The sequence below is a fragment of the Serratia sp. HNCC26DJ206 genome, assembly GCF_057180605.1.
The window spans coordinates 60650-74282 of record NZ_JBXUGP010000017.1 but is presented as its reverse complement, the minus strand read 5'-3'; the positions used below and the strand labels follow the sequence as shown (position 1 = coordinate 74282).

General features: G+C 51.6%; 13 protein-coding genes and 2 pseudogenes. 4 read left to right on the top strand and 11 right to left on the bottom strand.

The genetic code is table 11. From position 1 onward, the window contains the following. Position 1: 1 nt before the first annotated feature. The gene (locus AC2A1E_RS13065) at positions 2-2062 is read left to right on the top strand and encodes a DUF2207 domain-containing protein (RefSeq protein WP_484384108.1); all 2061 of its coding nucleotides are present in this window, start codon (positions 2-4) and stop codon (positions 2060-2062) included. A 64-nt stretch (positions 2063-2126) separates the two neighbouring features. Here AC2A1E_RS13065 and AC2A1E_RS13060 read toward each other — a convergent pair whose 3' ends face one another. Further along, on the bottom strand, positions 2127-2756 hold the full coding sequence (locus AC2A1E_RS13060; RefSeq protein WP_484384107.1) for a LysE family translocator: 630 nt from the start codon (positions 2754-2756) through the stop codon (positions 2127-2129). 189 nt (positions 2757-2945) lie between these two features. Between AC2A1E_RS13060 and AC2A1E_RS13055 the strand changes: the two are divergent. Further along, positions 2946-3284, top strand: a pseudogene (locus AC2A1E_RS13055) (Lrp/AsnC family transcriptional regulator); the annotation flags it as partial. On the opposite strand, the gene dinG reads toward AC2A1E_RS13055, so the two are convergent. The 5 genes from dinG to AC2A1E_RS13030 form a co-directional block, all read right to left on the bottom strand. Beyond that, positions 3285-5486: an ATP-dependent DNA helicase DinG gene (gene dinG / locus AC2A1E_RS13050; RefSeq protein WP_484384106.1), complete on the bottom strand. Its 2202-nt coding sequence runs from the start codon at positions 5484-5486 to the stop codon at positions 3285-3287. Between the two features lie 958 nt (positions 5487-6444). Next, positions 6445-6930 (bottom strand): TspO/MBR family protein, encoded by a 486-nt coding sequence (locus AC2A1E_RS13045; RefSeq protein ID WP_484384105.1) that lies wholly within the window; start codon positions 6928-6930, stop codon positions 6445-6447. Between the two features lie 347 nt (positions 6931-7277). After that, complete coding sequence (locus tag AC2A1E_RS13040) at positions 7278-7769, bottom strand: YjjA family protein (protein ID WP_484384104.1); 492 nt, start codon at positions 7767-7769, stop codon at positions 7278-7280. A gap of 158 nt (positions 7770-7927) precedes the next feature. Then, a complete protein-coding gene (locus AC2A1E_RS13035; RefSeq protein ID WP_484384103.1) occupies positions 7928-8320 on the bottom strand; it encodes a tautomerase family protein in 393 nt (130 codons plus the stop codon). Between the two features lie 4 nt (positions 8321-8324). Next, on the bottom strand, positions 8325-8642 hold the full coding sequence (locus tag AC2A1E_RS13030) for a carboxymuconolactone decarboxylase family protein (protein WP_484384102.1): 318 nt from the start codon (positions 8640-8642) through the stop codon (positions 8325-8327). A gap of 304 nt (positions 8643-8946) precedes the next feature. Here AC2A1E_RS13030 and ompC point away from each other — a divergent pair, with 304 nt between their 5' ends. Further along, positions 8947-10047, top strand: a complete 1101-nt coding sequence (gene ompC / locus AC2A1E_RS13025; protein WP_484384101.1) for a porin OmpC — start codon at positions 8947-8949, stop codon at positions 10045-10047. 64 nt (positions 10048-10111) lie between these two features. Here ompC and AC2A1E_RS13020 read toward each other — a convergent pair whose 3' ends face one another. The 5 genes and pseudogenes from AC2A1E_RS13020 to AC2A1E_RS13000 form a co-directional block, all read right to left on the bottom strand. Continuing rightward, positions 10112-10597: a GNAT family N-acetyltransferase gene (locus AC2A1E_RS13020; RefSeq protein ID WP_484384100.1), complete on the bottom strand. Its 486-nt coding sequence runs from the start codon at positions 10595-10597 to the stop codon at positions 10112-10114. Between the two features lie 16 nt (positions 10598-10613). Beyond that, positions 10614-11132 (bottom strand): N-acetyltransferase family protein, encoded by a 519-nt coding sequence (locus AC2A1E_RS13015; RefSeq protein ID WP_484384099.1) that lies wholly within the window; start codon positions 11130-11132, stop codon positions 10614-10616. Between the two features lie 60 nt (positions 11133-11192). After that, positions 11193-11504, bottom strand: coding sequence for an AzlD domain-containing protein (locus AC2A1E_RS13010; RefSeq protein ID WP_484384098.1), 312 nt, complete (start codon positions 11502-11504; stop codon positions 11193-11195). Next, complete coding sequence (locus AC2A1E_RS13005) at positions 11501-12211, bottom strand: AzlC family ABC transporter permease (RefSeq protein ID WP_484384097.1); 711 nt, start codon at positions 12209-12211, stop codon at positions 11501-11503. The genes AC2A1E_RS13010 and AC2A1E_RS13005 overlap by 4 nt, the downstream gene beginning before the upstream one ends. A 186-nt stretch (positions 12212-12397) precedes the next feature. Then, positions 12398-12811, bottom strand: a pseudogene (locus AC2A1E_RS13000) (MFS transporter); the annotation flags it as partial. Positions 12812-12914: 103 nt separating this feature from the next. Here AC2A1E_RS13000 and AC2A1E_RS12995 point away from each other — a divergent pair. After that, a complete protein-coding gene (locus tag AC2A1E_RS12995) occupies positions 12915-13568 on the top strand; it encodes a helix-turn-helix transcriptional regulator (RefSeq protein WP_484384096.1) in 654 nt (217 codons plus the stop codon). The last annotated feature ends 65 nt before the right edge of the window (positions 13569-13633 follow it).

Below are 13633 nucleotides of genomic sequence, written 5' to 3'. Positions count from 1 at the left end.
AATGGCAAGCTGGCTTAGTAGAGCATTGCGCTTTTTCTGGCTGTTTTGGGTGTTTGCTGCGGGGAGCATTCAGGCTGCAAGCAATGATATTGACATCAGCGTCGCCGCAGCAAGCGAGAGCAAGGCACCGCCTTCCTCAGGCCTCGCGCGTGCTTACGAGCATATTCTATCGTTCGATGCCCGTGCGCGTTTTAATGCCGACGGCAGCATGCTGATGAGCGAAAGCATCAAAGTGCTGTCTCTGGGCCAACAAATACGCCGGGGGATTTTCCGTACGCTGCCGTTAAGCTGGAACCGGCAGGACGGTAAAATTTTCAGCGTCGACTACCAGATCAAGAACGTCTTACGCGATGGCGTAGCCGAACCTTTCAGCGTGGTTAAAGAAGGAAAAACGCTCACCGTCCGCATTGGTAATGCTGAACATTTCTTGGAACCCGGCATTTACAACTATGAGATCCAGTACCAAATTCGTAACCACTTCAGCCGTTTCCCCGATTGGGATGAGCTTTACTGGAACGTGACCGGCAACGATTGGGCATATCCCATCACTAAAGCCAGCTTTCATCTGGAACTGCCCGAAGCCAGCGCATTTTTGAACAGCGCAGGCAAAGACACGCGGTTACGATCCATTGATATCTATACCGGTATGCAAGGTGCCAAAGGGCAAAATGCTCGGATCCTACCCGATGGCAGCGTGCGAACCGTGCAACCGCTAAAACAGGGCGAAGGGCTGACCGTCGTCTACACCTGGCCACGCAGCATTCTTGCCAGCGCGCCAGCACCGGAAGCCGCTTCACCGTTGGTGCACTTGTTGTTACCGACTGCGAAAACCAGCGCATTATGGATACCAGTGTTTCTCCTGGTCGGTTACTACCTGCTTTGGTGGCGTAAGAATGTGACTGCCGTCGGGCTGAAAATGCCGCCCATCGTGCCGCTGTACGCACTCCCTGCCGATATGTCGCCGGGTTATCTGCGCTATATCACTCGGCATAAGTACGATGACGTTGCTTTCAGTAGCGATCTGCTGAACCTCGTGGCTAAACGCGCGGTGGCTATTAAGGTAAAACAAACTCAATCGAAAGGATTCTGGTTTGCCAAAGGCCGTACTGTGGAGGAACAGTGGTTATCGCTACAGTCCGAAGAGAGTAGCGAGCGGTTAAATGCTAATGACAAAAAGTTGCTAAGTACGCTGTTTATCAGTAATCGCAAAAACATTAATCTCAGCAAGGCCTATCAGCGGCCAATGCAGAACGCCCGTAAGGAGTTGGAGCAACGCTGTAAAGAGCAGCGGGATCTGTTATTCAATAAATGGGCTAAACCTCTACGGCACGGCATATACCTCATGCTGCTGGTGCCTGTTATCTGCGGCGCGCTATTCAACCTTGGCGTGGCAATAGTCACCATTCTAGCCTTATTGCTCTTGTTATTAGGTATGACATTACTTTCTTTACCGCTGAGATTCTTATTTAGCCCGAGGAAAATATTGAATACCTGGGGAGGTATCCCGCTGTTTCTAGCGCTGACATTTGGGCCTTTCACCACCTTTTTTAGTGGCATTTTCATGTTTGGCATGTTGCCTTTGACGCAATTTCCTGCTGGGTACGTTGGTGCTCTGCTGGCCGCCGTCCTGCTCTGCATGATCTTTTTCTGTGCAGTACCGCGTTACACGCAGCAAGGGTTGAATCATTTAGCCACGGCCCAAGGGTTGAAACTGTACCTTGGCGCGGCAGAAAAACATCGCTACCAGGCACTTTACCCGCCCGACAAACTGGTTTCCCACTTTGAACGTATGCTCCCTTATGCGCTGGCGCTCGATGTGGGTAAAACCTGGGCAAATACCTTCGCGCAATACCTAAGCAGCACCGGGGCCATGTCGGAGGTGTTTGCCAATGCGGATTGGGATAACGTGCATCACTTCAGCCAATCCTGCCGTTCATCCTCTATGGCAACCCCCAGCAGCCGTTCAGGCTCGAGTTCGAGCTCAGGTTCCAGTGGTTCGGGGTCTTCCGGCGGCGGATCGTCAGGGGGCGGTTCTGGTGGCGGTGGAGGCGGCGGCTGGTAACAATTGCGCCACGCCAGAATAAACGGCGTGGCGCTGAATCAATCCACTTTTACCTACAAAACGATTATTTACGGCTATCAAAAATCAGCTTGCAGGCCAGCCCGGCAAAAACGCTGCCCAACAGATAATTAGGCCAGCGGGCGCTGAATCGCTGGCCAGCAAAGCGGCTTTTCATCCTGCTAACCGCCACGATCACCGCTCCGTTGACTACCAAGCCCGTTAGGTTGAGAAGGGTTGCCAGAACCAGCATCTGAACCACCACCGAACCCGCCCGTGGATCGATAAACTGCGGAAACAGCGCCAGCACAAACAGCGCCATTTTAGGATTGAGGATATTAGTCAGTAACCCTTGCTGGAAGATCCGGCTTGCTGGAATGGTCTGTAACCCAGCGGATAGCTGCAAGTTACTGCCCGAACGCAGTGTTTTCCATGCCAAATACAGCAGATAGGCCGCCCCCAACAAACGTAGCGCATCATAGGCCAACGGCACAGCGACAAACAGTTGCGAAAGGCCCAACGCCGCCGCCAACGCATGGCAATAAGTCCCCAACTGAATCCCCGCCAGCGATGCAAAACCAGCACGCTGCCCCTGGCTGAGGCTGCGAGAGGCGATCAGCAGCATATCCGGGCCAGGAGTCACCGTCAGCGCCAAACAGGCACCCGTAAACAATAGCAATGTGGGAGCGTCAATCATATTTTACCTTGGCAGATGATATAGCTGGAAAACGAAAGTCCAATATTAACCGGGCTATGTTTTTTACCAAAGCACCAAAGCGGCTTATTTCTACGACTCAACTGACGGCTTATCATATTTAAGCCGCCGCGCACGCCCATCCCCCAACAGATTCATCCCAGCAGCGGCCAGCAGAATTATTGCCGCGCCAGCACCTCGGAACGGCTACGGCGGCTGGAAGAGAACGGTGTGATTCAGGGCTATACGCTGAACGTCAATCTACAGACACTTGGCTACGCTTTTCAGTCACTGGTACGTATCAAACCCTTACCTGGCATGTTGAAAAAAGTGGAACTGATGCTGCAAGAGATCCCAGAAGTGATCGAGTGCGACAAAGTCACTGGCGAAGACTGCTTTCTCGCCCGGCTGGTTTCACAATCGATGGAAAAGCTCGATCAGGTGATGGATAGGCTGGCAGAACGCGCACAGTGCAACACCTCGATCGTGAAAACTACTCCGGTAAAACGCCGCTTACCACCCCCGACCTGATCAGCGGGTGCGGCGGCGGGCGAACGGGTTTTTGCCCTTTTTCTCTTTTTTCGCCGCACTGGCGGCGGACTTCAGTGCCGCCAGATGCGCCTTATCGGCTTCCGGCACGTCGCGCTGTTCGATCGGAAATACCGGCAGTGCCGCCAGCAGCCGCGAACCGTAGCTTTTGGTCAGCAGGCGACGATCGTAAATCACGATTTCCCCGTGACATTCATTGCTGCGAATCAATCGCCCCACCTGTTGGATCAGATTGAACGACGCGCTCGGCAGGCTTTGTACTTCAAATGGATAGCGGTTAAGCGATTTAAGCCATTCCCCTTCGGTGAGGATTACCGGGCTGTCAATCGGCGGGAAAGCGATCTTGTGAATATGTACCTGAGTCAGCAATTCCCCTTTCAGATCCAACCCCTCAGCAAACGACTGCAACCCTACCAGCACGCTGGCGGTGCCTTTTTCCACCCGTTTGCGATGCTCCTCCACCAGCCGATAACGAGGCTGATCGCCCTGCACGAGTAGCATCAGGCGCAGGTCGGTCACGTAGCTCAAAAAGGTCTGCATGGCCCGGTGGCTGCTGAACAGGATCAGCATCCCTTTATGCTTGCCGCTGGCCTGCTCTCCACGGAAAAAACGCGCCATCTCTTCCAGATGCTCGGCCTCGTTGGCCATCGCCGGTTCAAAGCGCATTTTGGGAATAACGATCTTACCTTGTTCAACATGGTTAAACGGCGAATCCAGAGTTTCGAAGCGATCGCCCGCCTTCTCGCTCAATCCGCTCATCTCTTGCAGGCGCGCAAAGCTGTTGAGCGATCGCAAGGTGGCAGAGGTGATCACCACGTGTGGTACTTTGCGCCACAGCAGTTTTTCCAACTGATCGCTGACGCGGATACCCACGCAGTGCAGATAAAGATGCGTGACGTTATCGCGCAGCTCACGCGCCACCCACTTGGAGATTGGCGCGTTGGAGGATTTATCCAGCGCCGCCAGCCGCCACAGCTTGCTCATTGCCTCCAGATAGCCCAGCGTGCGGCTCATCTGAATGATCGAACGGTGCAAACGCACGATATCGTGCTTGCCGGTTTGCTCGGTGAGATCGTTAAGGATAAATTCGGCCAGGCCACGCAGCCCGTCGGTGAGTTTAAACAGGCGCGCGCAGATCTCGACCATCTCGGCTGGCAGTTCACCCATTTCGAAACGGTGCTCGGCATTACTGCTGTCGGGCGGTAAATAAGCGTTAGCCTGGTGCTCAAAAATCTGGATTAACTCGCGCAATTCTTCGCAGTGGTTTTTCAAGCGTTCACTATTCGCCAGCCCTGGCGGATTTTTGGGCCGGTACTGCGTCATGCACTGTTCCACCTGGCGCACGATCATATCGAGCTGTAGATTGGTCCACAGCGCGGTGATCTCCCCTTCCATCTCCAGCGCATCCCGCGCCACTTCCGGCAGGTGATGGCCTTCATCCAGCACCAGCAACAGCTCTTTCGGGTTCGGTAGCACCGACTCGGTTTCCAGCGCCGCCATCACCAGGGCATGGTTAGCCACCACCACATCGGCAGTTTCGATTTCTTTACGCGCAATATAAAACGGGCATTCGCGGATGTAATGGCAGTTGCGGCCCAGACAGTTGGCCTTGTCGGTACTCAGTTTGGCCCACAGCGGATCGTCGATCGATAACTGATAATGATCGCGCAGGCCATCCCATTCATGGCGGCTGAGCGCTTTCGACAACTTCTGGCACAGCGCCTGCTCTTCACCATTGGACGGTGCCAGTTCATTCTCATCCAGATACAGCATCAGATCGCCCTGCTCGGCCACATCGGTACTCATCGCCGCCAGATTGCGCGGGCAAACGTAGCGCCCACGGCCAAATGCACCGGTGAATTTCAGATCCGGGATGATCTTTTTCAACAGCGGCAAATCTTTACTGTAGATCTGATCCTGCAACGCCACGTTAGCGGTGCTGACCACCAGCGGTTTGCTCTCGGCACGGCCAACGGCAATGCCTGGAATCAGGTACGAGAGCGTTTTACCCACGCCAGTCGGGGCTTCGATCGCCAGATGGCGTTGATAATCACCGGCAAGGGTTTTCGCTACTTCGGCAATCATCTGCCGCTGTGGGGCACGGGAAATAAAGTCCGGTATTTGTTGTTGCAGGGCTTTGTACCACTGGCCGATCTGATCTTTAACTGCGGAGGAGAGCGCCATTCAACTCTTATCTAAACGAAATGATGGAGCTATTGTCCCACAGACTGCCAGCTGCGTCAGCCCAAGTTACGGCAGGCTTGCCAACAATGCGCAGCGCCCCGCACTAAATGAACCCTCTGGAGGGTTTAGCTGCATGCGCTGAACACGGTGTTCAGCTTAGCTATAAATGATAAAAGCCCCGACCATTGCAGTCAGGGCTTTTAAGGTACTACAGATTTAAGTTTTAACATTAATCAACTTATTGACTTCGTACTACTTTCGATACTACTTAAAATGCACTCGTTTATCACAGATAATATTGGGTACTAAGAAACTGACTACGTCCTCCCATATACTGGCTGATTGATACAATTCCTACTCACCACAGAACGGTAACTAAAGAAAGAGTAGGTTAAACTGGCACATTCCCCCTCGCGATATAAAACTTTTGATGCATGGCCTTACTTTCGTTGCGATATTTTTACAACATCTCTTTAACAAATCGCAACATCAACGAACCATAAAAAACATAGCCTTACATCATCGCGTTATCGTACACACCCTGCGATCGTCGATACTGACTCCATGGCCTTAGAACATTATTGAGTGAGTAGGTTAATTATACTCAGCTGCAATTATCCCATACAAAAAATGTTTCGTGGCCTTTATCGCAAAAAACACTAAATTAACTATTGGAACACGTTTTAAAACTCTTCATATAAACAGCGAACCATTAATGTGCCGCCGTTGAACATTAATCTACGTTCTTTTCCATGTATGTCAATACTGTTTTTAAGAACATGTTTTTATTATCAGCATAGTTGGGTTCGAATAAGCTGAATATCGTGCCCCTTTAAATAACGGCACCTCCCCCGGTGATCCGCAAGCGGGCAGGATGTCTTTCTTTTTAAAGTAAATTATTCGGCAAGCGCCCACTCCATGCCCCAGACCCGAGATAATTCCCAAAGTGGAAATATTTTTAATTGAGCCAGTAAATTGCTGCATTCAAGATCGTGGCGAATCCAACCCATAGCGCATAAGGAATAAACAACCATGAGGCTATTTTGTCGTGCTTTTTCGCCTGAATAATAAAAAGCAACACCGTTATCAGCAACAACAAGATAATAGTCAGTGCCTTATCAGGCTGATGTTCCAGGAAAAATACGGGGGACCACAGCCAGTTCAGTGCCATTTGCATCACCCATAAAAGCATTGCGAGACTCTTGGATGCCAGCCGCCAGATCCGCCAGCCAGCAACCGCAATCATGGTATCGAGTAACGTCCAAACGGGTGCAAATAGGGCATTAGGCGGGTTAAAGGAGGGTTTCACCAGATTGGCATACCAGACATCGGGGCCGATTAAAACGCCAAGCACCGATCCCATACCGACCACTGCCACAAGAAAACAAATCAGTACGAGAAGCTCGGTCGAACGTTTTCTAGTGTCTTTTACTGCATGCGTCATATCATCAGTCCATGTTAAATGTGGAAAACATACAAAAGGCTGTGTGATATATCACGCCTTTAGAGGCTGAATTAGATGGCTCGATATCTCAAGCATAGTACGGCTTTCGACCATAGCCTGGACATACAGATGAATTTTCAGACGCTGACGATCGTTATGGTCCGCTCATGCCAGAGTGACACCATGTCGATACGTGGCAATGCTAGGGATAATGGGTAAAAACGTCGTTCAGGATCGCAGGCAACAGCCTATACCCCCAAGTTAAAACTGCTTTAACCCGGAGGCAATGACTATCGCGCTGATAACACCTTGGCAGCGAAACCGAACGTTGGCACGCGCCGAGTGGATTAGGAAATAAAGGATTTGCCCTGTTTAAGCACAAGATCGCAGGCTTTCTGCTTCACTTTCTCGGTGATTTTTGAGGTACTCAGGCTGTTTAGATCCAGTTTATTGCCGTTACCGGTATTCAACAAACCGCCAAGGCCTTGCTGATAATCCTCACTCTTCGCGTTAGCCGTGCTGGTGATGCCCAGTTTACCAAGCAACGTCTCCTTTACGGTTTCGGTGCCACTCTCAGAAAGGAGGTTGTTTTTCACGCAGTATTGCAAGATCCCTGCCGCATTGGTCATGCTACCGGCGCTCAGCGCCTTATCCCCTCCGTTAAGCAACCCGGTCAATGAAGACAAGGACATGCCCTCACTGTTAGCACTGCCCCCAGACTTGCCGAGTTGGCTGGCGGCACTGTTGAGGGTATCCATCAACCCGGCTGCCTGAGCGGTATTTGCAGCCATCACGGTGGTCATAGCTAGCGCCAGCAATAAACGATTTGTCGTGCTCATAACGGAAAAACTCCTGTATATCTGCAAAATAGCAGCGTCAATTGCCTGAATCATAGCGTTGGATGCTACCTATTCTGACAAGTTCCTTTTATTCGGGTAGCACGATGTTTTTCGGATTTCAGGAAATAGTCGTGTGCAAGAATAACCAGCGCGCCCCGTTACGGCTGGCTAGCCAGTAATACGCAGCGTCCCGCACTAAACGACCAGTCATCAAGTTGAGTAGTGGTGATGATCACCATCACATCAGCCGGGGGCAGTTGAAGATTTTGTGCCAACAATGCCACCAGCCGCTGATAGAATCCTTGCTTGGTTGCAGCATCTCGCTCTTTACCGGCGGTGATAAAGAACAAGATATAGTCTACGGAACGGGGCCCGCCGAGGTAATCACGATCGTAAATCAACTCCCCTGACTCATACTGGTCAATCGCCTGGAGTTTATCGGCAGGTGGGACATCAAAGGTTTCCACCAAAGCCTGATGCAGGGAGTCCGACAAGGTTTTCAGATACTGCGGCGATTTGCCTCGGAGTAAAGCAATACGAGTAAAAGGCATAACATTACTCCTCAAGCTCACGCAGGCGCGCTATCGCGCTGGCGGCAACGGGCCACCCAGCATAAAACGCCAGATGTGTGATTAGCTCGACAAGCTGTTCAAAGCTCACACCGTTGCGCTGTGCCAATTGCAAATGAAACGGCAGTTGTTCGGTGCGATTCAACGCCACTAAGGCTGCCAGCGTAATCAGGCTACGCTCGCGCGGCGCAAGCTGTGGCCGTTGCCAGATATCATCGAATAGCACGTTATCGCTGAGTTGAGCCAGTTTTGGGGCGATATCGCCGAAAGCCTGCTGACCCGCATGTTGGTTAGGTTGCATCATCTACTCCTATCGATTGATTTTGCTTGACACTAACCGCAGATGACTAAGTTGAAAATCGGGATTTTCAGCAGATAACGTTCAGAGAAACGGGATGGTTTCTGAATAGCCCAGAACACCTTTTATCCGATGAAAAAAACACCGCCCGACGCGTTATTTCCCCCTGCCATACAGATATAAATAATCTGTCATAAATAGATCACACAACTACGGTAAAAATGCTGCGTTGCGAACGATCAGGCAGCACATTAAAGCCGTAACACAACTGATGATAAGCATCTTTCAATCATATAAAGCAGGGAAAACCATGAAACCTAATCTTCTTGCCGTTATTATTCCGGCACTTTTAATTGCTCAGGCCGCACAGGCAGCAGAAATCTACAATAAAGACGGCAATAAGCTTGATTTTTATGGTCGTGTAAAAGCACTGCATTATTTTTCTGATGATACCGGTAACGACGGTGATAAAACTTACGTCCGTATCGGTTTTAAAGGTGCGACACAAATTAACGATCTGCTGACCGGCTATGGCCAGTGGGAATATCAGATTGCGGCCAACCACAGCGAAGCTGATGGCACAAGAGACACCAGAACCCGCCTCGGTTTTGCCGGTCTGAAAATGAAAGATTTTGGCTCGTTTGATTATGGCCGTAACTACGGCGTTATTTATGATGTCGGCTCATTTACCGACGTGCTGCCGGAGTTTGGCGCAGACTCGTTTATCAAGACCGACAACTTTATGACCGGGCGAACCACCGGCGTTGCTACCTATCGTAACAACAACTTCTTTGGCATGGTCGATGACCTGAAATTTGCCCTGCAATATCAGGGGAAAAACGAGAACGATCGCAGCGACAACCTCAGCAAAGCCAATGGCGATGGCTTCGGTTTATCTTCCAGCTATCAAATCATTGATGGCCTGACCGTTGCTGCCGCTTATGCGGCCTCTAACCGAACCGAAGGCCAGAAGTTGAGCAGTTACGGTAAGGGGGAAAAGGCTGAAATCTGGGCTACCGGGTTGAAGTATGATGCCAACAGCGTTTATGTGGCGGCCAACTATGCCGAGACTCATAATCTGACGGCCATTTCAGGTACCGCGACCATTAATAATGCCGCCAGCAAAGTGAGTGGTTTTGCCAATAAAACCCAGAACGTGGAACTGGTTGCCCAATATCAATTTGATTTTGGCCTGCGCCCGTCACTGGCTTACGTACAGTCCAAAGCTAAAGATATTGAAAATATCGGCGATACCGATCTGGTAAAATATTTTGATGTCGGGAGCTATTACTACTTCAATAAAAATATGTCCACCTATGTGGATTATAAAATCAATCGGCTCAATAGCGACAATAAGCTGGGGCTGAAAACGGATAACGTGATTGCCGTAGCTCTGACTTATCAGTTTTAATCTCTAACCACCACTGCAAATTCTTTTATTGAATTATTTCACCGGGCTGCTGCGCCCGGTTTTTTCATGGCAGTGTTTTTTGCCAGAATAAAGCACGCCCTGTTGCTTCCTGTAATTGATAACCGGCAAAACCAAATTTACGGTAGCTGGCTTGCGCCACAGTATTCCCCTCCAGCACTTCCAACGTGATCTTGCAGCAACCACGCTGGCGCGCCTCAGCCTCTACCGCTGTCAGCAAATGCTGGCTGATGCCCAAACCACGGAATTCGGAGGAAACCGCCATATCGTGAATATTCAGCAACGGTTGGCAACTGAAGGTGGAAAAACCTTCAAAACAGTTGGCCAACCCGGCTCCGTGACCATCAACCAGCGCCAGCAGCGTCAGGGCAAACGGCCGTTTTGCCAGCTCCGCCACCAGATGGGTGCGGGCATAGTCACTGAGCGGCTCCGCGCCACCCATAGGATCACGGGCATAAAGATCCAGCAGTTCGACAATTAACTCTGCGTGCTGCGGGTTGCCGTAATCGGCCCTGATCACTTCAATGTTCATTCCCTGTCCTTCAGTATCACAGCAATTTATACATATAGCTGGTCGATTCCAGTGACGCGCCGTTGCTGGCGCGGGCGTAGTGCGGGATCATGCCGGCCAGTTGGTACCCCAGCGAGCGATACATCCCTTCCGCCGTATCGCCGCTCAGAGTATCGAGCACCAACAGCTGCCGCTGATGGGCAATCGCCAAGCGCTCAGCCTGCTGCATTAACTGGCGGGCAATCCCTTTACGCCGTGCATACGGATGCACCATCAATTTGGCGATCTCTGCCCGGTGGTGGCCATTATCCGGCATATCCAACAACAGTTGGACGGTGCCGACCACCCGGCCTGCTTCGCGTGCCACTAACATCACCCGATCACCACACTCGATCGCTGGCAGCAGACGCAGCCAGAAAGCGGCCGCCTGCTCAAGGCTGAAGGGTTGTACAAAGCCGATGCTGGCTCCCTGTAAGACGCTGGCGTGTAATATCTCAGCCAATTCAGGAATGGCGATTTGCGCTGCGTTAGCATCCAATTGCTGTATCTCAATCATGTTTATGGCCTACAGATCACAAGGGTGTAATGGGCTGGCTCAGGGCCAGATGCATAGAATTTAGAACAAAGCGCGTAACAGAGTAAACATCAGCATACTCAGCACCACTACTGCCAGCATATTACGCAGGAAGAAAGCCAGAATAACCGCGAACACCGCGGCCCACAGATAAGGGTTCTCTGGCAATGCCCGCCATTCATCACCGTTGAAAGCAATGATCGGCCCGCAAATAGCCGTCAACACCGCAGGTACAGAAAAACTCAGCAGAGTTCTCATGCGTTGCGATAACCGTACTGGCAGGCTCGGCGCTAAAAAGCAATAACGGTTGAAAAAGACGATCACGCCCATCAGCACAATGGTCAGCCAAATCATGCCTGCCTCCTGCTGCACAGCAGCCCAACCACCATGGCCGCCACGGTAGTGATAATCAACGCTCCCGGCACCTGATAATGGTGCAGGCCAATCGACAGCACCAGCGCCGTCAGCACGCAGGCGAGCACCGGCAGGTTACGGATCATCGGCACTACAATGGCAATAAAGGTGGCAGCGATCGAGAAATCAAGCCCGTAGCTGTCGAGATTGCTGACGCTGCTGGCAGCAACCACCCCCAGCAGCGTGGCAAAGAACCAGCACAGATAAAACGCCAGCCCGGCTCCCAACGCATACCAGCGGTTAAAGCGCGCTGGGCCCTGATTACCGGTCAGGGCAAACAGTTCATCGGTCAGCAGAAAAGCCAGCGCGACACGCCATCTCAATGGCAACGGAGCAATACATTCGCGCAGGCGTAACCCATATAAGAAATGCTGGGCGGTAACAAAAAAGGTGGAAACCAGGATCGCCAGCAAACCGGCTCCGCTCTTGATCATTCCCATAGCGACCAACTGTGATGCCCCGGCAAAAACAATCGCCGACATCCCCAGCCCCTCGGCCCCCGTCATGCCACTCTGGATGGCCATTGAGCCCGCCAGGATCCCCCAGGGCAACACCGCCAGGCATAACGGCAAGATCGCCACCGCCCCCTGCAACGCCGGGCGCAAACGCAGCATTGGCGGCTCTGCGAGAGTTGATTGATAAGTCATTATTCTGTTCTCCTTCACTCGAAGAAACAGAATAACGCAGGAAAGGCCATGAGTATTGCATCTGTTTGCGTATTTATTTCAATATAAATCGCCAAGCCTCACGCCATCCTAACACTCGCTGGAATTAGGCGTTTGTACGCCCCGACTTTCCTCATTGCCATGATCGGCAACAGGATACCGAATGCCCAACGCCATGGCGCGTGGCCAGAGTTTCTGTTCAAACACCAGATTAACCATCGCGTATGACAAGGCGAAAATACCCCCCCCAAATAGCATCACGGGCATTGAAGGGGCCAATGCACACAGCATGGCACCAATGATGAAAAACAGTGATGCTACCAGATAGGCGCTACGCGCCCCGTTGCGGCTCAGCAAACGTGCCGACAGCGCTGATCCTAATATTGAAGCCACTACAAATAGTATGGTATTTCAAGCATAGAGATCTAACCCACCGATATCCTTTACTACAGAGGGTAGAATGGTGGTTGCTACCAGAATATTGATCGCATGCAGCGCAACACCGAGTGACAGAGCAAGAGTAATAGCGGTATTTTTGCCGCGAAACAGATCGCTCCACTGGCTTTTATCGGCAGATATCATCGTTATCGTCCTGTTTTCAGAGGAATGACATTGAGTTAGCAGCGTGATTGCGTTAAATTTAACAAGGAATATCTTGGAATAAGTAAGACCGAGGTGAGGTAATATGTCAAGAATTAACTTGGAAAATGGCGAATGCACAGCCCATTCGGTCAGCGATCGTTTGCTGAAGCTATTGAAAACCTGCGGCCCACAGCAGGCTTCAGAAGCCGGGAAAGTGCTTGGCACTACCGGTGAGGCCGCTCGTCAGCAGTTCGTTAAACTGGCGAAAGATGGGTTAGTTGAGGCAAAAGCCGAGACGCGTGGCGTTGGCCGCCCAGTGCAACTCTGGTATCTCACCCCGGCAGGCAATGCCCACTTTCCTGATGCTCATGCCGAACTGACGGCCCAACTGCTGCGCACCGTACGCAACAAGCTGGGGGAACAGACGCTAGACTTATTGATCGACAACCGCGAACAGGAAACCCGCAGCAATTATCAACAGGCGATGGCCGGGGCTAGCGACTTACGTGAGCGCGTTGCACGCCTGGCGACCCTTCGCTGCCACGAAGGCTACATGGCCGAATGGAGCGAGTTGCAAGACGGTACCTTTCTGCTGGTGGAAAACCACTGCCCCATTTGCACCGCCGCCCGGGTTTGCCAAGCATTTTGCCAGGCAGAGCTGAATGTGTTCACCGAGGTGCTGCAAGCGCAGGTTGAGCGTTCCGAACATATTCTTGCCGGTGCACGCCGCTGCGCTTACCGGATTTTACCGCAGTAACCCCTGCTTCTGTCGTTTCTTGCCTGGATTAAGTTGTACAAGTTTTATTTTTTTGTACAACTTTA